Origin of the sequence: Terrabacter sp. Soil810 (assembly GCF_001429645.1) — a bacterium.
Classification (GTDB): Bacteria; Actinomycetota; Actinomycetes; order Actinomycetales; family Dermatophilaceae; genus Terrabacter.
Genome location: NZ_LMSW01000002.1, coordinates 24,024 through 46,650 on the forward strand (window position 1 = coordinate 24,024; position 22,627 = coordinate 46,650).

General features: G+C 67.4%; 10 protein-coding genes. 8 read left to right on the forward strand and 2 right to left on the reverse strand.

Annotated elements, in window-relative coordinates:
• Position 1: 1 nt before the first annotated feature.
• The 8 genes from ASG96_RS04000 to ASG96_RS04035 all read left to right on the forward strand — a co-directional run bounded on the left by ASG96_RS04000 (position 2) and on the right by ASG96_RS04035 (position 17,357).
• On the forward strand, positions 2-2,275 hold the full coding sequence (locus ASG96_RS04000) for a putative baseplate assembly protein (RefSeq protein WP_057586802.1): 2,274 nt from the start codon (positions 2-4) through the stop codon (positions 2,273-2,275).
• Positions 2,275-4,488 (forward strand): phage tail protein, encoded by a 2,214-nt coding sequence (locus tag ASG96_RS04005; protein WP_057586804.1) that lies wholly within the window; start codon positions 2,275-2,277, stop codon positions 4,486-4,488. Before ASG96_RS04000 ends, ASG96_RS04005 begins: the two co-directional genes overlap by 1 nt.
• Positions 4,485-6,152, forward strand: a complete 1,668-nt coding sequence (locus ASG96_RS04010; RefSeq protein WP_057586806.1) for a hypothetical protein — start codon at positions 4,485-4,487, stop codon at positions 6,150-6,152. Before ASG96_RS04005 ends, ASG96_RS04010 begins: the two co-directional genes overlap by 4 nt.
• 217 nt (positions 6,153-6,369) lie before the next feature.
• Positions 6,370-8,217: an ATP-binding protein gene (locus tag ASG96_RS04015; RefSeq protein ID WP_200962647.1), complete on the forward strand. Its 1,848-nt coding sequence runs from the start codon at positions 6,370-6,372 to the stop codon at positions 8,215-8,217.
• A gap of 93 nt (positions 8,218-8,310) precedes the next feature.
• Positions 8,311-9,663: a hypothetical protein gene (locus ASG96_RS04020; protein ID WP_057586810.1), complete on the forward strand. Its 1,353-nt coding sequence runs from the start codon at positions 8,311-8,313 to the stop codon at positions 9,661-9,663.
• Positions 9,660-12,779 carry a hypothetical protein gene (locus tag ASG96_RS04025; protein ID WP_057586812.1) on the forward strand — a complete coding sequence of 1,040 codons (3,120 nt, stop codon included), beginning with the start codon at positions 9,660-9,662 and terminating at the stop codon, positions 12,777-12,779. Before ASG96_RS04020 ends, ASG96_RS04025 begins: the two co-directional genes overlap by 4 nt.
• Before the next feature lie 4 nt (positions 12,780-12,783).
• Positions 12,784-16,512, forward strand: coding sequence for a DUF4157 domain-containing protein (locus ASG96_RS04030; protein ID WP_057586814.1), 3,729 nt, complete (start codon positions 12,784-12,786; stop codon positions 16,510-16,512).
• A gap of 14 nt (positions 16,513-16,526) precedes the next feature.
• Positions 16,527-17,357 carry a tetratricopeptide repeat protein gene (locus ASG96_RS04035; RefSeq protein ID WP_082591615.1) on the forward strand — a complete coding sequence of 277 codons (831 nt, stop codon included), beginning with the start codon at positions 16,527-16,529 and terminating at the stop codon, positions 17,355-17,357.
• Positions 17,358-17,890: 533 nt separating this feature from the next.
• On the opposite strand, the gene ASG96_RS22535 is transcribed toward ASG96_RS04035, so the two are convergent.
• Positions 17,891-18,427 (reverse strand): hypothetical protein, encoded by a 537-nt coding sequence (locus tag ASG96_RS22535; RefSeq protein WP_157610639.1) that lies wholly within the window; start codon positions 18,425-18,427, stop codon positions 17,891-17,893.
• 406 nt (positions 18,428-18,833) lie between these two features.
• Positions 18,834-22,520 (reverse strand): WD40 repeat domain-containing protein, encoded by a 3,687-nt coding sequence (locus tag ASG96_RS22550; protein ID WP_162262012.1) that lies wholly within the window; start codon positions 22,518-22,520, stop codon positions 18,834-18,836.
• Between the last annotated feature and the right edge of the window lie 107 nt (positions 22,521-22,627).

A 22,627-nucleotide genomic window follows, 5' to 3' on the forward strand; every position in this document is an offset into this window, starting at 1 on the left:
GATGACACTGCCCGCTCCGATCCTCGACGACAGGTCCTACGACGAGCTGCGCGAAGAGCTCGTCTCGCGGATCTCCGTGTACCTTCCGGAGTGGACCGACATCGGGCCGAGCGATCCCGGCATCACCCTGCTCGAGCTCGTCGCCGGACTCGGCGAGAGCATGCTCTACCGGTTCAACCAGATCCCGGACCAGACCCGGCTCTGGCTGCTGCGCCTGTTGCAGCTCCTGCCCCACCCGGCAAGGTCGGCCACGGGGCTGGTCCGGTTCGAGATTGCGGGACAGGGCGCCTCCGCCGACGTCATCGAGGGCTCGGCGGCGCAGGCGCGAGACGTCTCCTTCAGGGTCGAGAACGATGTCACGGTGCTACCCCTGACCGCGACGGCCGTCGTGAAGGCCACAGCCGATCCTCCAACCGACGAGATGCTCCAGGACGAGTACCAGCGAGTGCTCGACGCCGCGGGCCTGACCGCGGACGAGGCACAGCCGTACGAAGAGGCAGTGCTCGACGACGACCCGGGCTCCCCCGGGTTCACGGCGTTGGATGTCGAGTCGGCCGTCGACCGGTTCCTCTGGATCGCCGTGCACGCCGACCCCGACCCTGAGACGTTCGAGGTGCATCGGACCGCGCTGTTCGGCAGCACAGGGGTGCTCAGCCGTGCACCGCTGCTGCTGGGCCTGGCCGGGGAGACCGAGTTCCCCATGATCGACGAGATCGATCCCTGTGTCGGTCCAACCCTCGCGCCCGAGGCGCAGCGCCTGCGAGACGTGCAGTCGCGTTGGTGCGAGCAGCGCTGCGACGACGGCGTCGCACCGGGCCCGGAGACCGACGGGGTCCGCCCCACGCGTGTTGCCTCCACCTTGGTGTGGCAGGCGTCCGTGCGTCGGGACGACGACCCGACGGTGCCGGAGTACGTGCCCTTGACAGTGGTCCGCGACACGACGGGCTCGCTGCGACACGACGGCGTCGTCGCGCTCCGTCTCCCGGCCTCGAGGCTCAAGGACATCGGCGTCCCGGATCTCGCCGATCCTGACCTGGCCGGAGTGCAGGACCGACCGCCTTCGCTCGCCGACGGCAAGCCGGTGCTGTTCTGGATCCGCGTCTTCTCCCGCGACGGCACCGCGCCACTCCGTCGGCTCCGCTGGGTGGGCCTCAACGCCGCGGACGTCGTGCAGGTCACCGATGCCTCCCCCGAGCAGGTGGCCGTCGGGACGGGTTTGAGCCATCAGGAGTACCAGCTGGCCAACGTGCCCGTTGTGCCGGGCACCCTCGAGCTGCGGGTCCTGGAGAACAACCGGTGGCAGACCTGGACGCCGGTGGAGACCTTCGCGGGGAGCCGTCCCGGCGATCGCCACTTCGTCCTTGACGCCGGAGCGGCTCGGGTCCGCTGCGGGGACAGCGTCCGGGGAATGGTCTTTCCGGCCGGCGCACAGATCCGCGCGGCGGCATACCGCTACGGGGGCGGTCGCCGGGGACTGGTCAAGGCACACGACATCCAGACGACCGATGCGCCCGGAGTCACCGTGGACAACCCGCTCCCGACGGCGGGCGGCGAGGACGCCGAGTCCATCACATCGGCGCTCGAGCGCATTCCCGGCGAGCTCGCGCGGCACGATCGTGCCGTCACCGCCGACGACTTCCGGGCACTCGCGTCGATCCCGGGAGTCGCGCGGACGGAGTGCCTGCCCCGCTTCGACCCGACGACCAAGCGCTTCGACGCAGCCGGAGTCGTCACGGTGATGGTGTGGCCAACGGCCGACCCACACCATCCCGACGCCCCCCTGCCCGACGCGACGTTGCTGCGCGCGGTCTGTGCACAGCTCGACGCCCGCCGGCTGGTGACGACGGAGCTGTACGTGATCCCGCCCACCTACAAGCGGATCGCCGTATCGGTCGGGCTTGCCGTGAAGCCGGGATTCAGCCCACTCGGTGTGCGTCGATGGGTCGAGCTGGTCCTGCGCCAATACCTGTCGCCGCTGCCGCCCTTCGGCCCGGACGGACGCGGATGGCCGCTGGGGCACCGTGTCCACGCGCCGGAGCTCGAAGCCGCTGCTGTGCAGGTCGAAGGGGTCGACTTCGTCGAGGAGCTGGTGGTGGCCGATCTCAGCTCCGGGACGCCCGTTGAGGGCACGGTCGAGCTCATGGGCTGCGAGGTCCCGGAGGTGGTCGAGATCACGGTCGTCGAGGGACCGGCCCCCGCTCCGGGCTCGGGCGGCGCCACCCCTCCACCGACCAACCCACCCGTGCCCGTTCCGGCGCCGAAGGACGAGTGCTGATGGCCACGGCGAGCTCGGCGCAGGTCGGCGGCCGGCGGATGGTGCCGCTGGCGGGTCCGCATGCCTGGTTCCTGCCGCAGGGCTGCGGGGCCGTGCTGGACCCCGTGGCGGCCGAGGTCCTGCTCGCCGGCGAACCGATCGGGCCCCAGGCGCCGTGGCCGGGCGGAGGACAGCCTCCCCCGGAAAGCGCCGGCCTGTGCTTCGACGGGTGCGGCTCGCTGTACCACGGCGACCCCGACTCTGGACGGGTCGTCCGGCTCCCATGGCCACCGACGGGCCACGAACAACCATCCCAGCGGGTTCCATGGCCCGGCGACGCGGACCCCGGCGCTGCGGCCGAGTTCGTCCCGACGACGGGTGGCGGCCGGTCGCTGCGAGCTCGCGCTCTTGCCATCGACGCACACGGCTGCCTGTATGTCCTGGACGGGGCTTCGGAGACGATCGCCGTCATCGATCGCGCGGACGACCGGCTCGTTCGCACCGTGGCGACCGCGCCGGGGCCGCCCCGGGATATCGCGAGCGCCGGCGACGGCGTCATCGCAGCCCTCGCGTCACGATCGACGCCGATCGTGTGGCTCGACGAGATCAGCGGGCCGCGTCGGTTCCCGCTGTCCCCGGCCGCGGTCCCGGAGCTCGCAGCGCTCGACCAGGCCGCCCTGCCATCCCGCGTCGCAATCGACCGGGCTGGCGGTGTCTGGCTGCTGCTGCGGGCCGAAACGGCGGCGTGGATCGTCTGCTGTACCGGCGAGGCAGCCGGTGCGTCGCTCCGCCTGGACGGAGCCAACGACCTGGAGTTCGACGCGACCGGCAGGCTGATCGTGGGCGGCTCCGCCGGATCCGACCTGCTGGTGTTCTCGGTCGACGACGGCCAGCTCGTTCCGGCGGTTCCGCTCGCCGGGCAGCGGTACGACGGTCGCGGGCTCGCCCGAACCCCCGATGGCAGGGTTGCCTGCTGGACCGACCGTGGAGCCCGGATCGCCCGGCCGTACCGGCTCCGATACCCATCCCATGGATTCGCCGAGAGCCACGCGCTCGACAGCCTGACGCCACGGGCGGTGTGGGGCCGCATCTTCGTCGAGGCGTGCGTGCCGCCCGGCGCGAGGCTCGACATCGGGTTCGCCACGCTCGACGAGCTCCCCCACCTTGCCGAGCCCGATGCCGGCCTCGCGCGGCCGGTCGCCGGACCGCCCGCCGCACCTGCGTCACTCGACGAACTCGACGTTCGTCGACCGCTCCACCGCCGCGAGACCGGCCGGGAGCTGCCCTGGACGCCGCTGTCCCGCGGCGACCGATACGAGGTGTACGAGGCCCCGGTCATCGCTCCCCCTGGGCGTTATCTGTTCGTCCGGTTCCACCTGTCGGGCACACCCACGCAAACGCCCAGGGTGCGTGCCGCGCGGGTCGAGTGCGACAGCCACGCCCTCATGAGCCAGCTGCCGCGGATCTACCGCGAGGACCCGTCGGCCGAGCAGCCGTTGCGGCGCTACCTGGCCATCGTCGACGGACTGCTGCGCGACCTCGAGTGGCGGGCGCTCGAACGGCATCGCGTCCTGGACCCGTGGGGGGCTCCGGCCGAGCTGCTGCCGTGGCTGGGGTCGCTCATCGGGCTGTCGGTCGACGAGCGCTGGAGCGAACAAGCGCGGCGCACGCTGCTCGCCGAGGCGATGAGCCTGTTCCGGGCGCGCGGCACCGTCAGAGGGCTCACGCGACTCCTCGAGATCTACCTCGGTGCGCCGGTGTCGATCCTGGAGGCGTTCCGGGTGCGCGGATACGGCGGTGCCTTCGTGGGCGGCGCGAACGACGCTCCGGGGCCGGCCTCGGCCGTCGTGGGCGAGACGTATCGAGTCGGTGGCGCACTCGGGGGCGGTGACGACTGCACCTCTGCCGACGACGCCTTCACTACTCATGCTCACCGCTTCACGGTCCTGGTCGCCCGCGATCTGTGCGCCGACGAGGTCGACGTCGTCCAGAGCATCCTGGACGTGCACCGCCCCGCTCACACGGTCGTCGAGGTCTGCACCGCGGCGAAGGGCATGCGAGTCGGCATCAGCCTGCACATCGAGCTCTCGACCGTGGTCGGCCCCGGCGCGGCGTTCGGCAGCCTCGTCGTCGGCGGTGCAGCACTCGGGTCCGGAGCCGTGTTGGGGCGTGGTCGTGCGGGCGTCCGCCTCGGCACGACCGTTCTCGAGGAGGGCACGGTGATCGACCCATGACGTTCGGCTCGGCACCCACCAGCTCGATCGGCTCCGTCCACGCGACGTGGCGGGTTCCACAGACCCTGAGCACACCCGAAGGCGAGCGCCTCGACGCCCTCGCCATGGCGCTCGAGGCAGGTCCCCTCGCGGACGCCCTCGATGCCATCGTGCGGAACCCGTCCGAAGTGGTCTGCATCCGCCACATCGTCGCTGAGCCGTTGACGGTGAGATGGGCGACGACCGACGACGAGCTCCTCCACCGCTGGGCTCGGCAGATCGGCGACGCGGTCTCCGGCGCGGCCCGGGCAGCCGACTCGGACGTGGTGCGCTATCCAAGCCTGCGGCATACGGCCATCGATCTTGTCCTCTCCCTCCTGGCGGGCGACCGGTCGCGCGCCTGGGCGTGGACGATGGCGGGCCTGCCGCAGGCTGTCGGCACGTCACCCGATGCCGTCGTCCGGGCGGTTGTCGAGCGCTTCGCCGTCGACGACCCAAGCTGGCTGGTCCCGCTCATCGTTGAGGTCGCTCGCGGGGGCTCCCTGAGCCGACTCGTCGAATGGCTGGGCTCCTCACTCGTGGCGGCCGTCGACACGGCGTGGCTCCACACCGGCGGCTCGCGGCCCGCCACGGCCGTCGAGCACGCTGGCCCGTCCGTCGACGCACTGGCCGCCTCGGTCCGAGCGCGGTCGGCCATCTGGGCTGGAGTCGCCCGCTCGGCACCTGCTCAGCGGCATGTGTTCGCCTCGAACTCGGCGGGTGCCGAGGTGGGTGCAACGGCAAGGTCGCTCGCGCGGCTGAGCATTCTCGAGGTCGAGCCGGCATCTGCCCGCGGTTCGTTGGCCAGTCGTGCCGTCACGGCACTGGTCGACGCCCTTGACCGGACCTCAGACGCGTCCGTCGGGCAACGGGCGTCACGCGTGGGCACAGCTCCGGGCGCCGTGGACCGACACAGCTCATCCTCCGGGGAGCACGCGCCCCCGGCTCAGCAGGCGGACCCGGCTCAGCAGGCTGACCCTGCACAGCAGGCGGGCCCGGCGGGGCGGGCCGACCCACAACGCCCCGCCGGTACGTCTGACGAACCCCGCTCGGCGGCAGATGACTCCAACGCCCAGCACGGTATGCCGTCAGTCGGCCGCGCGGCATACGCGTCGTCGGTGTGGGGTGGGCTCTTGTTCCTCCTGCGGCCGCTCGGCGAGACCGGGTTTGCCGAACGCGCAGCCGACGATCCGCACGGGTACGGGGTGAGCATCCGGTCCGCAGTGGGTAGGCTCGCCCGCGCCCTCATCCAGCTCGCGGTCCCGGACGCTGCGCCTCCCGATCCGCGCGATCCCGCGGTGCTCGCCTTCTGTGGCCTTCCGCCGGACGCCGACGACCCCGTATGCGCGCCGGACCGCCTCGAACCCGACCGCTGGGTCGCCGCCGAGCTCGCCTCCGTGTTGGACGTCCTGCGCAGAGACCTCGTCATCACCGACCCGCGGGGGGACGGCCTCGCGGTCCGAACCGACTCCTCGCTCTTGCTCCGCGTCGTCCGGCGGCCAGCGCGGATCGTCGGCGACGCGGGGTGGATCGAGGCCGAGTACGACCTCGACGACGTCGACGTCGACGTGCGCCGAGCAGGCCTCGACCTCGACCCCGGATTCGTCCCATGCCTGGGAGTGGTCGTGAGGTTCCGCTATGTCTGAGCGGCGCGCCCGGCCCAGCCGCTCCGGGACCACGTCGACGCGGATCGACGCGGCCATCGATCTCATGCTCCGCGGCCTCGCTGTCGTGGTCGCCGATGTCATCGCCCCCGAGGCTGGCCGTGTTCTCGAAGGCCTTGCGGCGGAACGGAACTCGACTAGCCCGGACGGTGGCGCCGTAGGTCTGCCGACGGGCGATCCGCAGCCGGTGGACCGTCTGGTGTCAATTCTGCAGCTCCGCGCCTGGGAAAGAGACCTCACCGTGCTGGCGGTGGTCGGCCACCGCGACGCCGAGGCCGCCGCGGCGCTTCGGACCCTGCACCCGCACGGACGGCCGACTCCCACGGTGGGACTCGTCGCCGAGCTCGGGAGACGAGGGCTCATGGCCGGACTGACCACGGCCGCGGATCTTCGCCTGGCCGTCGCGGATTCGCCGCTGCTCGCGACAGGCGTCGTGAGAGTCGAAGGTGACGGACCCTGGTCCGAGCGAAGCGTTGTCGCGGGCCCCGCGGTGTGGGAGGCCCTGGTCGGCCTGGGCGGTTGGCCCGGCGATCTCTCCGCCGACCCGTTGCCGAGTCCCGACTGGGGCCTCGACGAGTGGCTCGACCTGCCCGGGGTCTTGACCGCACGACGTGCCATCGAGGCGCGCCGCGCCTACGCGCTCGGCGCGTTCGGCGACCGGCCCGGTGCCGCGGCCGCACGACTCGCTGCGCTCGTCCGGGTGAGCGGCAACGAGCCGGTCATCCTGCGGGCGCCCCAGCTGAGCAGCCGCGATGTCCAGCTGGCCATGGTCATCGCCGCCGTGCGCGACCTCATCCCGGTCTTCTGCGAGACCGGTGACTCGAGCTCCCCACTCGAGCTGTCGGTTCCATACGTGACCCTGCCGCTGCTCGTCGCGCGTGGCTCGAGCGCCTTGACGGCCTACCCGCGCGCGCTGATCCCCGTGCCGGTGGCCGCGCTCAGTCACCATGACCGAGTCGCCGGCCTTCGATCGGCGGCACCCGACCTGCGGCTCGAGGACGCACGCTCCTCCGCATCCGCGGAGCCGCGCGACCTGGCCCTGGCCGCGACCGACCTCCGGGGTCGGCTCGCACTCGGACGTGACCAGACAGACGTATCGCGCCACAGGACGTTCTCGGACGCTGTCGAGCGTCATCTGTCCGGCACAGCTCCGCAGGGAGCCGTCCTCGTACATCCACGTGCGACGTGGGACGACCTCGTCCTGGCCGACGATCGCCTCGGGCTGCTCCGAGATGCCGTCCGGCGTGTCGAGCTGCAGGGCGCACTCCATGCCCGGCCCGACCAGCCCGCGCCGCGGCGCGGTGAGCGAGGCCTTCGGATGTTGTTCCACGGCCCTCCGGGCACCGGCAAGACGCTGTGTGCCGAAGTCCTGGCACGAGCCCTGGGCCGCGACCTGCTGGTGGTGAACCTTGCATTCCTGGTCAGCAAGTGGATCGGCGAGACCGAGAAGAACCTCGAGAACGTCTTCGACGCCGCGGAGCGGGCCAGCGTGCTGTTCTTCGACGAGGCCGACGCACTCTTCGGGAGACGCACGGAGATCGGCGACGCTCGCGACAGGTACGCGAACATCGAGACGGCCTACCTGCTGGGCCGTATCGAGTCGTACGACGGCGTGGTCGTGCTGTCGACCAACCTCAGACGCAACCTCGACTCGGCCTTCGCGCGCCGCCTCGAGTTCATCGTCCCGTTCGACCTGCCGGACGCGGCCGCCCGGGAGCGCCTGTGGCGCCTGCACGCGCCGACGTGGGCACGGCTCTCACCCGATGTGCGTCTCGAGGACCTCGCAGCGCTCTACGACCTCACGGGCGCCCTGATCCGAAACGCCGCGACCGCCGCGGGCTACCTGGCTGCGGGCGACCATGCGGCGGACGAGCCCGGCGATCCGGACACACCCCGGAAGCTTCCAACCATCACCGACGAACACTTGGCGCGCGCGATCGAGCGCGAGCACGACAAAGCCGGGATGGCCTACCCCGGCGCACCACCGCTGCTGCACACGGTCGGCAATGGACACGGGCGCCGACTCGGAGGGCTCGCCCATGCCTGAGACACGAACGCACCCCGGGTCGCCGAGTCGGTCGGCCCACGCAGGCCATGGCGTGCAGACCACGCCGACGTACGAGTGCCAAAGGAGTCGGCAATGACCGCATGGGATCCCCCGCAGCAGAGCGATGCGCAGGAATCGGAACTGGCGAGCGCGCTCACCGTCGACCCGTTCAACTCCCTCTTGGCGCACTACGGGATGCTCCTCGGTGTCTCGGACTTCCAGGTGCTCGGCGCAAACCCGCGTGGAAAGCTCCGGCTGCACCAGGCGTGGCAGCACGGCGCAGGCGTCATCTGGGGGTTCGACGTCGCCCTCGTCAACGGCGACAGCCTCCGCGTCAGTCCTGGACTGGCCGTGGACGCGCTGGGGCGCGAAGTCGCCTGCGGCGCGGAGATGTGCCTGGACCTGCCGGCCTGGTGCCGCGAGCGGCAGGCGACGGACACCGGCTTCAAACCGGGGACGGGGTCACCTCCGTGGAGGTTCAGCGCCCGGCTGTGGGTGCGCCACACCACCTGCCTGGGCAGGAGGGTGCCGTCGGTCAGCTCGAGCTGCGCCCAGGGCGACGATTCGGTCCAGTACTCGCGCGTGCACGAGTTCGGACGGCTCGAGCTCGAGCCGTACACCCGGTCTGATGACCTGTGCGCGCCACGTGGCGAGTCGGGCGAGGATCGCGCGCCGTGCCTGTTCGACGATGCGTTCGAGCCGCTTCGCAGCCTTGTGCGGGACGGCACCGTTCCGGACCTGCCGCGAGAACCGGACGGTTGGGTGGACGCCTTCCGGGCGGTCTCCGCGAAGGCCGCGGCCCAGTTCAGGCCACCGGGCCATCAACCCGGCGGTGAAGGGACCCTGCTGTTCCCGTGCGACGGGCCGGGCTGCATCCTCTTGGCAGACCTTCCGAGCATCGTCATCGAGAGAGGCTCGGACAACGCGTACAAGGTCACGGTCGAGCCGATCGATCTCTCGGTGCGCCGTACGTCGGTCCCGACCATGGTCACGCAGGAGCTCCTTCTCGAGGCGCTGACGGGTCTGGTCGGGCCGCGGTTCGCGCCGGATGCCGGAGGACCACGGGTCCGCCGAATGTTCGTCTCCGAGGGTCGCGTCAACATCGACCTCACCGGCAACGTTGTCGAGGGCACGATCGGCGACGCGCTGGAGGTTCACTCGATCGATCGCGCTGCCGCGAATCCGTCATGGAGCCAGCCGATCCGGGTCCGGACGCGCTACGCCGAGACGACTGCCGAGGACGATGCGCGGATCAGCTTCCGCCTTCCCGAGGACGCAGGCGACATCTGGTACCGGGTCCTGGTCCGAGGCACTGGCCCCACGCCCTTGCTCGGTCTGTGCGAAGCAGACCTCGTCCCGCTGGCTGGTCGCGTCGGCGACCCCGCCGCCCGCCGGACCGACGGCCGAGACGTCGTCGACATTCTGCGAAAGGACGGTGCGTCATGAGCCCCGACCAGATGCGGCTCGCCGAAGGCCCGGACACGGCCAACCCGAGCATCGCGTCGTCCGAGTCCGTGGCCGGGTTCGTCGTCACACCGACGTCTCCCGAGAACCTCGGTCTGAACTACTTCGACGGCAGGTTCCTTCGTGCCGACGATCTCAACTTCGAGCGTCTGGCACAGCGGGCGTACATCGACGTCGGCCGGCGGTCCGCGGGGTCGGGATGCGGGTACGGACTCACGTTGTCCTCGACGGGCACCACCGTGACGGTGGGCTCCGGAGCCGGGATAGACAGGTCCGGCCGACTCATCTCACTCAACACCGCGGTCACGGTCGAGTTCGCACGGCTGGTGTCGTCGTCCGAGCAGCCAGATGCCTCGGTCGGGACGCCGCCCTCCGGCGTCTACATCGTTGCTCTCAGCCGGCAGACACAGCTCGCCGGCAACGCCGAGGTCCTTGGCCGGCTTTGCGACTGCGGGTGCACCTCGTCCAGCGACCGGCCGACGACGGTCGACGGCGTCCGCATCTCCGCGCGGCTGATGCCGCCCCTGACCCTGCCACCCCCACCGGCAGGGCTCGCGGACGAGTCGAAGTTCCTCCGTTCACGGATCGCTTCAGCGTTCTTCGACGACGAGCGCGACCGCACGTGGACACCGATGTCCGGCCAGTCCCTGTCCGCTGCGGGCTGGTCAGGGGGAGAGTCTCCCGACGCCGACCTGGGCGGCGTCGGGCTCGACATCGGCATCCTGCTGTGGAATGGCTCGAGTGTCGCGTGGCACGACGACTGGATCGCGCGGCGGGACCTGGTGGAGACGCGACCGCGCACCTACTGGGCGAACCAGGTCGAGCAGCGACCGTGGGCGGTCTTCATCGCACAGGTGCTGCAGTTCCAGAGTCAGCTCGCCAGCACCGACGCATCCGCGGCCAGCGGCGGCCTCACCGCGGCGGGGTTCGTCGCGGTCCCGCCGACCGGGTACCTCCGGGTGACCCCCACGACCGCGACCGCCCTGCGGAGCGATCTCGAGACGTTGTTCGGCGCCGGCATCGACCTCCGGGTCGGTGCGGTGCGGCGGGACCAGATCGCGCAGGAGTTCGAACGCGCCCAGCACATGGAGCGGATCTCGCTCGTTCGAGGACTGGCAGACCCGGCCCACCGTCAGCTGGTAGACGTCCTGGTCCCGGACGGGGTCGTCGAGGCGTCGACCGAAGGGTCGACGAGCCACGGGTTCAGCGTCGACTTCGTGCTGCCGCAACGCGTCAGGGAGCCTGGGCGCGAGCTCGGTCTGCGAGCGGCAGCGGACGCCGCGCGGCTGCGGTTCCAAGGGGTCGGTCGGTTCAGCACGAGCGGCGGCATCTCGGTCCGGGCCGCCGTGGCAGGGACGGACGCGCGCTCGATCAAGGAGGTAATGAGCGCCCTCACCGAGGTTGCCCGCGGTGCCACGACACTCGGGAGCGCGATTGCGACGATGCGCGCGCAGGCCTTCGGCACCGGCGGACTCTCCCACGAGCTGCTCCGCCAGGTTGCCCACGCCACGGCCCTGGGAGCAGCCCAGCATCGAGTCACTCGTAGCAGAGCGAGGTTCGTCAACGTTGCTGAGGCAGGCGGTCGCGTCGGGGCGCTGGGCGGCAGCCTCTGGGTCGGCATGGACCCCTTCGCCCTGGGCGACGGCAAGCAGACGATCATCCACGGCACGTGGGAGCACGTGATGCCACAGGCAGCGGCGACGATCGGCATGCGCGTGCAGGTCGACGGGGTGCTCCAGCGGCTCTTCCTGACAGCGGGTCCCGGTGGCGAGAAACTCACGGTCCAGGTCGACGGGCTGGTCCGTGCCACGGGCTCCGGCGCTGCCGAGCAGAAGACGTCGTTCAGCAGGCGTATGGAGCTGACCCGGGACCAGTCGGGGCCGCAGTCCGACCTCACGCTGGTCGACGTCCGCTCCCGGGCGACGGTCACCGTGATGTGGCAGGGATCGCCCATCGAGGCCACCGGGGACCTGGGTACGGCGGTTGCGAATGGACCCGATGACGTGCAGGCGCAGTTCACCGCACAGGAGACCCAGGCCATCGACCAGCCGGGCAACGACTATCGCGACGCCGCGATCTCGGCCCTGCAGCTACTGGCCGGGCTCGATCCCAAGGACCCGTCGTACTTCGACGACAACCTCGCCCTGCTCTTCCCCGACCAGGGTGTCGAGGTCGGGCGCTCGGGCATCCGCCCGATCTATGACTGGGTGCTGTTCCGGCGCCGCCTGCGCGAGGAGTATGCCGGATCGGCTGCCGGGCCGGAGCTGCGACCCGCGCAGGTCGCGGTGTGGGTGGCAACGGCCGAGACTGCGGACCAGGCGGAGCAGTACCGGAGGTTCCTGCTCACCGGGACTGCACCCGTGCCCTGGACCCCGACAGCCGTGCAGCTTGTCGTCTTCGACCCCGGCACCGCCACCCTCCGCTCCTCAGCTGCCGAGTGGCGGCAACGCTATGAGGCGGCCCGGGGCGGCGACGCGCTGGTGTTGGCCGCATACGCGAGGTCGTCGTCCTCGACGGAACTCCCGGTTGGCCTGCCCCGGGCCAAGGCACTCGTCGCAGCGACGGCCCCGAGCGCGACGATGGACGCAGATGGCCAGTTCGAGATTCTGCCCAATCCGCCGGCGGCACAGATGTCGGTCGACACCGACGGCAGCATCTTCCTGATCGGCTACACCAGTGACGCCGTCGAGGTCGTCGCAGTAGACACGCTGGGCGACGCGGACCTGCTGAAGGCCGTGACGGACGGCGACGTCAAGCTCCTCGCCGCGGCGCCAGCCGACGTGTTCACCGTGCTCGCCAGCTCGAACCGGTCGGGGCAGCTGGTCGATCCGCCCGCCAAGGACGTCATTACGCGCCTTGACGAGTGGAAGGGCGACGTGGAGACGCAGCACGCCAGCTCGGGCATCTTCAGCGCGGTCATCTGGACGGCGACCGGCGTCAGCGACGCTCGGTCGACCCGAGCAGTCGATCGCGCGCAGTCGATCATCAAGGAGATCGGCCTCGACCCCGCGAATACCAAGGTTGCGGTCGACTTCCGCCCGGGGCCGGGAGTCGTCGCGCGGGTCTACCTGACCATCGTGACCATCGTCGAGGGGTGATGCCATGGGCAGCGAGAGCGCCGGGGCGGACGCCGATCTCAAGAAGCCGCCCGACGCGAAGCCCGCCGTCAAGGACGAGCGGGACGGCACTGCCGCTGCCAGCACAACACCTACGGCGGCGACGCAGGGTCTGGGTCAACGCCAGCTCCAGCGGACGTCCGTCGTCCGCAGGTCCGGCGACGACGCCGAGCGCAAGGCCGACCAGGCAGCCGACCATGTGATGCGCACGCCGGCACCCGTCCGGCCGGGCGGCGACACCGACGCGCCGCACGGTGCCGCGCCCGGGTTTGGAACCTCGTCACAGGAGCCGGTGCGCCGCGCCGCAGACCCGGCCGCGGAGCAGAAGCCGCCCGGCCAGCCCACGGTGAAGCCCACGAACACCGGCGCCGGCGGCGGCGCCGGTCCGGACACGGCGACACCAGCCGGCCCCGCCCCAATGGTGGCCGCGCCCGCCGGAGCCGGCCAGACGCCCGCCGGAGCCGGCCAGCGGCCCGCCGAGTCGGCGACCCCGGCGCCCGAGCCAGAACCGCCGGCGCCGGCCGGATCAGCCCCGTCCCGCGAGACTCCGGTCGTGTCCCCCGAGCTCCAGGACTACCTGGACGCCAGCCGCGGCAAGGGCGCGCCACTCCCCGATGCCGTCCGCGCCGAGTTCGAGTCGCGATTCCAGCGACCGTTCGACGACGTCCGGGTCCACGACGACGCCGAGGCCGACAACGCCGCCCGTGGAATCGACGCGCTGGCGTTCACCCGTGGCAACGACATCTACTTCCGATCCGGCGCCTACGACCCGACGTCGGCAGTTGGCCGCTGGCTGCTGGCGCACGAGTTGACCCATGTGGTGCAGCAGCGGCCGGGTGTGAACCGGAAGGTGGCTCCTGGTCTGGGCGGCGCCATCATCCGTCGCGCCGACTCGAATGCCTCGAAATCGGCGTCCCCCTCACACGTCCCGGTGGGCACCAAAACCAAGGTCTCCAATGAGTTGGGCGCGATCGACACGGACGCGCATACCCTCACTTTCGATCAAATCATGGTCCCTGGCTTCAAGGTGGCGGGAACAAAATCTCCAATCGTCTGGCGGAAACTCTCTGAGAAGCGCCAGGACAAGCAGCGCAGCATATGGCTCACGAATAAGGATAAGGTTCTGGGCCCAGCTTCGAAGGCATTGCAATCTAAGATCAAATCGTTGCCCGGGATGGCGGACGACAAGGGCCCCTACAAACTTCAATTCAAGGGAGAAAAGAGCAGCAAGTTCTTCTACTTCGGGACGGTCGATGATATTGCGCCCCTCTTGGCGATTCCGCCTTGGAATAGAAGCGGGACATTTGCCCAGTGGGAGGTCGACCATATTCATGAACACCAGATCGGCGGACAGGACGTCATAGACAATTTCCAACTCCTAAACCGGTCCGTCAATATGGCAGCAGGAGACGAGATAAAGAAAGTTGTGTCAACGCAGGTCAAGAATTTTCTCAAGCAGGCAAATCCAGAACTTGCCAAACCGCAGGACGAGCGGACGGTGCGAGCGGACGACTGGACGGTGTCCTGGAAGCTGGCGGCAGCGAGCAACTTCCCGGAACCCGCCAAGGACAAATACTTCGAGCTCAAGGAAATGGAGCAGATTGAGGCGATGGCTGGCCTCTCAAAGCTGGACGATGAGGCGGTCGACAGGCTTGAGGGCACTCAGGATACACTTGCCATCTATCGCGACAAGGCAGGCGGGCACGTCAGCAATCCCAAGAAGAAGGACGCAGGAAAGAGCAACATCTCAGGCCCAGCCACGTACGACTACAAGTCGGTGATCGGGTTCAACAAGCTGCGCTCTGTGGTCTGGAAGCACGACGGCCCGAACCACGACACAACGGGTGAGGTCGGGACGATCAGCGGGATCGCGTTCGAGGACCGTGGCCTTACAAGGCCACTGGCCCAGGGCCCGATATCCTTGTTGGGAATCCCCAACGTGGTTCCCTGGGGTGGCTACATCGACCAAAAGTCGATAGAGGCTATGCGATCGAAGCCACCAGTTGAGGTCCGCGGTGCGAGTCCGGTAGCCTTCGACACGCTCGAGGCGGACATGGACCTCGGCCTTTCGGGCAGAGGCCTCATACCCAAGCCCTCTTGGAAGATCCTTGAGAAGGCGTCAATCTACGTCATCTCGAAGGATGGCGAGCTAGGCATCGAAGCGACGATCACTGGCGGCGAGCTGTCACTCCCCGGCCCGCTCCATGTGACTGGGGGCGCGCTGACGTTGTCGGCCACAACCGGAGGCCTTGAGGTGAGCGGCGAGGTCGGCATACGGATCGACAAGCTCGCGACGGGTTCTATCGGAGCGGCCGCCAAGAAGGGCGCGACTGGCACGGCCTTTGCGCTTCAGGGCAGCCTGGACTTCGATTCCAAAATGTTCGAGCCGGCGAGGATTAGGGTCTCATACGAACAGGGCAGCTGGGGAGCCGAGGGTGAGCTCGGCGTGCCTCCCGGCAAGGTCAAAGGCATCAAGTCAGCGAGAGCGCGGGTCGGTATCTCGGATGAGGCGATCACGGCCGACGGCGAGTTCGTGCCAGCGATCAAGGGCGTGAAGAAGGGGACCCTGGGTTTCAAGTACGACGAGAAGAACGGTGCCGAGATCACGGGGCTGATCGAGCTCGGCGAGGGGATCCCCGGGATCAAGAGCGGCAAGCTGGCGGCGACGATCAAGGAAGGGTCGGACAAACACTCGCTGAGCGGCGACCTCGCGCTCGAGCCGTCGATCCCCGGTGTGACGGGGAAGATCACCGGACGGTACGAGGACGGCGCCTTCGCGGTCGATGCGCAGCTGGGCTACGAGAAGGGTTTCGCCAAGGGCACGGTCCACGTCGGAGCCACGAACCAGGCCATCGGTCCGGACGGCAAGCCCGCCGGGCCGCCCAAGGCCGACGGGAGGCTTGCCGTTTTCGGCGACGGCACGGTCACGCTCCAGCTCACCCCTTGGCTCCGTGGCACGGTCGGCCTGAAGCTCACTCCCGACGGCCAGGTCGAGGTGAGCGGCGAGGTCGCGCTGCCACCGACGTTCGACGTGTTCGACGTGCAGCCGATCGACAAGGAGCTGCTTTCCCTTCGTGTCGACATCCCGATCGTCGGCGTCGCCGTTGCGGGCCAACGGATCGGGATCTTCGCCTCGATAGGCGGGGCAGTCCAAGTCGAGGCCGGGGTCGGGCCCGGGCAGTTGCGCGACACCGTGTTGAAGGTGGTCTACAACCCGGCCAAGCCCGAGGACACCACCGTCTCAGGCAACGCCAAGTTCGCCGTTCCTGCCTTCGCGTACCTGCGGCTGTCGGTTGACGGATCCGTCGGCGCGGGAATACCCGTGGTGAGCGCCAAGGCGGGCCTCGAGGTGTTCGGCGAGATCGGGGTCTTCGGTGAGGCGTCGGCTGCGAGCACGGTGACCTGGACGCCCACTGCCGGAGTCGTCCTCGACGCCAAGGGTGAGATCTTCGTGGAGCCGAAGTTCAAGTTCGGTATCAACGCGTTTGTCGACGTGAGCGCCGACCTGTGGCTCACCACCGTCGAGCTGTACCACCAGACGTGGAATCTAGCGGCCTTTGAGTACGGATCGAACCTCAGGTTCGGGCTCACGCTGCCCATCCACTACGAGTCGAGCAAGCCGTTCGCGGTGTCATACGACCAGATTCAGTGGACGATTCCGCACATCGAGCCCAAGGAACTCATCGGTGGCTTGGTCAAGCAGATTGTCGGCTAGAACGGGAGACGAAGATGGCCGAGCTCGATGAATCACCTGCCAAGAACTCCGTGAACCGGGGTGCCGTGCGGCTGGCCGAGGGAGATGTCGAAGGCGCGGAGTCGCTGTTCCGTGAGGCGATCGCGGTAGACTCCAAGAACCCCATTGCGCACGCGAACCTCGGTTACGTACTCGCGTTGACGGACCGGCATACCGAGGCGATCGACGAGTCCGAACAGGCGCTCGCGCTCGAGCCCGAGCGCACCGCCCCATGGGCGCACATCGGCATGTCCCGACTTGCGCTCGGTGAGATCAGCGCAGGCTTGTCTGCGCTGTCCCAGGCGGTCCGGCTGGACCCGCGCAACCACTTCGCATGGCATGCGCTGGGGCGAGCCCTCCTTGCCCTGGGACGGGCCGAGGAGGCCGAACGAGCATGGGCATCTGCTGTAGCCGTCCGGCCAAATGATGTCGACCTGCTGATCGGCCTGGCCGTTGCACTCTCGGTGGGTGGCCGCACGGGCGAGGCGGTCCACATACTGCATCGAGCCACCGCGCAGGCGCCACGGTCCAGCCGGGTCTGGACCCAGCTTGGTGTCGCCTCCTTGGTCAACCATGACCACGGCACGGCGGGCGAGGCGCTGCTCACCGCGATCGAGCTCGATCCTGACGATCTCGACGCGCGGTTCCATCTCGCCCTGCTCCATGTGCTGGTCGGAGCGGTGGACGAGGCGGTGACCGCGCTGACAGTCCTAGCCGCCGGCGACACGCAGGTCGCCTCCGAAGCGCGAGCCCTCCTCGCCCGGATCGACAATCCGCCTGCGGACCCAGAGCGACCAGGCCCTGCAACACCGGATCCGTCGGGCTGACCCTGGCCCGTCGGTGACCATGCCGTCGACACTTTCCCTTCTTGGCCGATCCCTGGGATCACGCCACGTCGTTTGCTCCGGGTGGATGCTCCATTCATATGAATCGTCGCCGTCGGTGGCGACCACAGCGACGCAACGATGCCGAAGTTTCAGAGATCGATCCTGACCGGTGACCTAGATGTACTGACCGGGGACGTTGGTCAACCGGCTGAGTAACTCGTGCCCCGGACGGTCCACCCACCCGTAAGTCCGGCAGGTGGCCGACCGCGCCCGCCCCATATCCAATTGGTTTCAGGCGGTAGTACGTCAAGACAGGTGATGACACCGGTTCCTCGCGTATACCTCTTCGGCATGCTCGCCGCGCTCACGTCATCCAACGGTGCTGACGCGACACGGCTTCGTCAGGGCTGCTCCCGCCCTCCCGGACGTCTCCCCGGTCAGGCTGCCCCCAGCTTCAAACCCCCTGCTACGGCAGGGAATCAGGCAAAGGTCTCTCACCTCCGCTCGAACAACAAGCGCCTCACGGCGCACCGTCACGTCGTACAGGCACAACGACACATCGCCACTGGCCGCGGCGTGGGTGAAGCACGCCGCCGCGACTTGGCCGCGGTAGTCACCCACCGCAGCCGGCTGCAGCGACCGGAACATCGTGCGCGGCGACGCGTGCTCGACACCGACCTCCTCGAGGACCGCAGCGAGTCTGCCTTCGACGTCGGCTCGATGATCCGGGCCAGCACCAGTTGCTGGAACGCGTGATCCCCGACAGAGTCGAACCCCAGCCGGGCGTACACGCTCGACAGCACGTGCCACAGCACCGCGCTACGCCTGCCGGTGATCACCCCAGGACGGGCGGGCGAACCCTCAGCCTCGTCCAGGCCAAGCCCGTCGAGCTCGAACGTGTCTTGCCCCGGCCGCAGCCGCCGCTTGGCTTCGGCACTCAACACCGCCAGCTCCGCCTCACCATGCGCGGTGCCGACGTGCTCCAGAACGACATCACGGCCAGCTCGTCCCTCCGCGATCTGGACCTTCGTGCTGCCCGACCGACCCGGCGATTTCCGCACGAACACCACGACCCCGACCCTACCGAGCCGGCGGGCTGTGTCACTCAGCTCGCGCGTACGCCGCTGACGAGCACAAACGCCGCCGGAATCGGCACCCAGACCTCAGATGGCACGAGTCAGGACGCAGAAGCTGGCGACCGGTCAGGGCGAGCTGGCCTTTGGCCGGCGCGGCCGCCGCCGCAGCAGGGTGGGCTGTTGCCGATCCCTTCGTCGCGCGATAGGGCATCCCCACCTGGTCGAGACGGTGACCACGTTCCGCAACCGCGGCAGGGATCAGGCCCGAGCGCAAAACAGCACACGCCGTGGGCTTGACACGCCGAGGCCTCCGGCTGGGTAGCGTGGTCCCTACAGATCTTGGAAAGGTCTCGACCGGCCTCCAGGTCGGCCCCTCAGCCTTAGTCGCTGACTCCCCACCTCAAGTAGGACGGGCCAAGTGGCGGAGCAACAAGCACCAAACGTTTCCTGTAGCGTCGCCCACAATTATGGTTTCATCGTCTTTCGCCACCGTCAAACACCCCAGAGGTGTTCCCAGGGATGCCCGCACCATTTCATGGCCGTCACCGACGGCCCATACGCGCACGGTGCCGTCCCACGAAGCAGACAATACGCAGTCGCCGATGGAGTTGGCAGCAAGCCCATACACCGGACCGGCGTGTCCGTGAAGGACTCGCAAGCAATCGCCTGTCCGCGGATCCCAAATCCTAATTGTCTTGTCGTACGAGGCTGAAACCACGTACTGCCCGATCCAAATAACGAACGTCACGACCCCTTCGTGGCCCTCCAACGCCATCACAAGATTTCCAGACTCACCGTCCCATATCTTGACTTGACGGTCTAGCCCTCCGGAGGCAACTAGGCGGGAATCCTTGCGTACCGCCACACACTTAACGGGTCCACCGTCGTTCTGCAGGGTCCTCAACATCTGCCAGGATCCCAAATCCCACATCTTCAGAGTTCCGTCATCTGACGCTGAAACAACACGCGCTCCCTCTTGCAAGAGGGCAATAGATGTAACTTTGTCCTTATGCCCACGCATAGAGCGAATGACGCGTCCTGTCTTCGTGTCCCAGACGCGCACCCGTCCGTCTTGGGAACCGGTAACTATCCGGCCATTCGGAGCCACTTTGACCGACAGGATCCAGCCAGATGGGTCTACAGATGACAATTTGAGTTCGGTGCCATCCCTTATGTCCCAGGCTTTGATGCGACCATCATCCGACGCCGATACGACAGTGCCATAATCCGTAAGATCAACAGAGTTCACTAAGCCCTCATGCCCGCGAGTGTCGGGAGCTTCTCTAGTGACAGTCGATAAGTCCCACAATTGGAGTTGCTCCGCTGCATCCGGAGACGCCGTTACGGCCTGATCCCCACTGTTCGTAATCGCGATGGTTACCAAGGCTCGAGGCCCTTGGACACAACCAATTTCCTTGCCCGTATCGAGGTCAAAGGATCGGAGCAGGCCGTCGTGGAACCAGCACACAAGACGGCGCGCCTCCAGAGAAATCGCGGTATATCTACCCCATCTCAGTACGTCTGGCGGGGAGGAGTAGCGTCTGGGTTGAGGCTGCGGACTGATGACCGGCATCAGAGGAATCGAGCGAATCCGGGCTGCATCTCTGAGATCCCACATGTCCAGAATGCCGTCGGAGCGGACCGCGACTAATTCCATGCCGCTTATAGCGAGCTCCGCTACGCGTACGGAACGATCGTAGGGTATTGCCATCGCAGTTGCCCGGGATTCTGTGGGCCAGACTTTAACGCGCCCGCCGTCGAAAGCGACGGCGATGCTTTCCGGAGTTATTCCCAACGCTGTCACTTGGTAACCCGACCGAGCGACTTGGCGCCAACGTCCTGCGTGCGTCCTCTGCACATACACCGCCCAGTGGCCGGGTGAAACCGACATGCGAACGACGGCTGCCAATAACGAGCCGTCTGGGGTGACAGCCACAGCAATGATATCCCCTGGTAGACTGCTTGGCTGATCCTTGAGTTCGAGTCCTGTCATTGCGTCCCACACCTGAATATCAGGTCCCGAAGCTCGAAAAACCCTGCCATCACTCGTGACCGCCATCTCGGATGCTGCCGCCCAATCCAACAACTCGTCGCCCGTCCTAATTGCTGACATCCTTGCAACAGTTGTTCCGGACAAGAGGTCCAGGACAACAACAGCGCCGTCCCATAGAGCTGCAATAGGATGATTCGCGTTGTCAAACTTTATCGAGAGCACACCGTTATCGCGAAATCTCAACAATCCTGGCGTCAAGGCTTTCTTAAGTGCTCGGGGCTGCTTACGAGCTGTCCAGTGAACTGCCAAATTTGGCATATGAAGTTGCGCCAGTCGCTCATCCGCACGACGGACGAGATCTTCCGAATCGAGTTCCCATGCGCCATTTCGTAGCTGTTGGGCGAAGTAGGACGGGGATTTCTCTAGGTCAAACTCATTCAGGCTATAAGACAGCCGGTCCAAGACCGAGTTCAGGAATCTTGGATACAACCAATCACCCTGAGATTCTGGTCCCGCGTCCCCTGATTTCTCGGCAAGCACTGGAATCGCTAGCTCAAGATCCTGTCGAAGGGCCTGCACTCCGGCACGTGCAATTTTCGCCTCAAGATATGCGAAATCACTCAGCAGGCCACCCAACGTTGCACAGAATCGAGTCCTAATCTCGGAGGTAGAGGCTAGTTGAACGGCGTTCACCAAATGCAACACGGTGTAGGAGAGTGCGTACTTGTCGCGACAGCGATGCCAGTCGTGCCCGTATGACTCAAGCAGCCAATTGGCGGTGGACTGCTCGCTCTCGTCGGGATACACATAGTGAACGCCATCTGCATGAAGATACTCTACGAATGACTGATGGAATATGCGACGAGGCCCGTCAGTCGATCTTGCGAGATATGGTCCGAGGCGCTTTATCGAGTCGTTGACTTGAGACAACCGTAGGTGCGTAATGCCCGCCAGCTGGCTGGCGGTCAGCCCTTCGCCCGCCGCCACCGATAGGGCACCAAGTAGGGGACGGAAGCGCTCCTCCCACGTGTCGTCGGACCGAGCTATCTCGCGGCCCAAGTACTCACGGTATTGCTCCTCCAGCCCTTGCGGCAAATGGATGCTGGCCCGGTTGCGGGTGGCGAGGGTGGCTGGATCAGAGAGCAGATCATCGACTACGTGCCGGGCGTAAAGAAAATTCCCCGCGCCAGCACTCGCAATGTCGCCAGCCAGATGCTCCGCATCGTTTGCTGTTAACTTGTTCGACAGTCGTCGCCTGATGTATTCTAGAGTGTCGTCAACAAGCGGGTCGGCGAGATCAAGGTCGGCCGGTCCGAGTTTCTGTAGGACGCGCTCGTCCGGTCGAGTTGTGAATAGGAACCGAATCTGAGCAGGAAGGCCGCCATCGGGTCCGCTGACACGTGACAGCAATTGGACGAGGCCCACGCCGGCATCCAACACTAGAGCCTCATCGACGCCGTCGACCAGGATGATGATCTGTGGGGGGAGGCGCCGCGCTTCAGCAAGTCGAGTAAGTGGATGACGAATCATGCGGTCGAACCGACGGTATGGATCGGTGTCGTGCAGTTCAAGGTGAATCTCTTCAGCGTAAACACCGGCCACTAAAGCGCCGGAAGCTACTGGACCCGAGACAGAAACGCTTCCCGATACCATTGCCGATGCGCTTCCCTGGTGATCGTGGTCATCTAGAGCCGCAAGGTAGCCTGGCACGCGGTTTGCCAATTGGTTGGCCAGCTGGTCGACAACTTTCTCGGGGAGCACTGTCGTGTCGTCTCGGGCGCGACAGAAATGCCATGCTTGTAATCGGGAAGCGGGCCCCACCCGCGTACCGGCGATACGGTCTTTCACCAAACGAGCAGAGATTGTCGATTTGCCTGATCCTGGTCCGCCGATCAGCACAAATCGCCGAGCACCAGTCGTCAACCAGGCATCGACATCTCTGAACAACCAGTCCCGGCCAGTGAAGTCTCCAAGCCGTTCCGACACGTCACTGGGTGCTGACGGGATTGGGGCAGAAGAAGCAGGCACCAGACCAGTATCGCTGCAACTACGATTCCTGGCGACCGATGTGTCGCGGTTGTCGCCGCTGCTCACCGGCGACATCAGGGTCGTCACCGCCATCGCCGCGCCCGAGGGATTGGTGCCGCTCGATCTGGATCGCGAGCAGCGCGTCCTGAACGAGGCGCTGGGCGGGCTGGACC

Excerpts from the sequence above, each read along its gene's own strand:
- ASG96_RS04035 (WP_082591615.1), top strand. The coding sequence starts at position 16,527 with ATGGCCGAGCTCGATGAATCACCTGCCAAGAACTCCGTGAACCGGGGT.
- ASG96_RS04010 (WP_057586806.1), top strand. The coding sequence starts at position 4,485 with ATGACGTTCGGCTCGGCACCCACCAGCTCGATCGGCTCCGTCCACGCG.
- ASG96_RS04025 (WP_057586812.1), top strand. The coding sequence starts at position 9,660 with ATGAGCCCCGACCAGATGCGGCTCGCCGAAGGCCCGGACACGGCCAAC.
- ASG96_RS04030 (WP_057586814.1), top strand. The coding sequence starts at position 12,784 with ATGGGCAGCGAGAGCGCCGGGGCGGACGCCGATCTCAAGAAGCCGCCC.
- ASG96_RS04000 (WP_057586802.1), top strand. The coding sequence starts at position 2 with ATGACACTGCCCGCTCCGATCCTCGACGACAGGTCCTACGACGAGCTG.
- ASG96_RS04020 (WP_057586810.1), top strand. The coding sequence starts at position 8,311 with ATGACCGCATGGGATCCCCCGCAGCAGAGCGATGCGCAGGAATCGGAA.
- ASG96_RS04005 (WP_057586804.1), top strand. The coding sequence starts at position 2,275 with ATGGCCACGGCGAGCTCGGCGCAGGTCGGCGGCCGGCGGATGGTGCCG.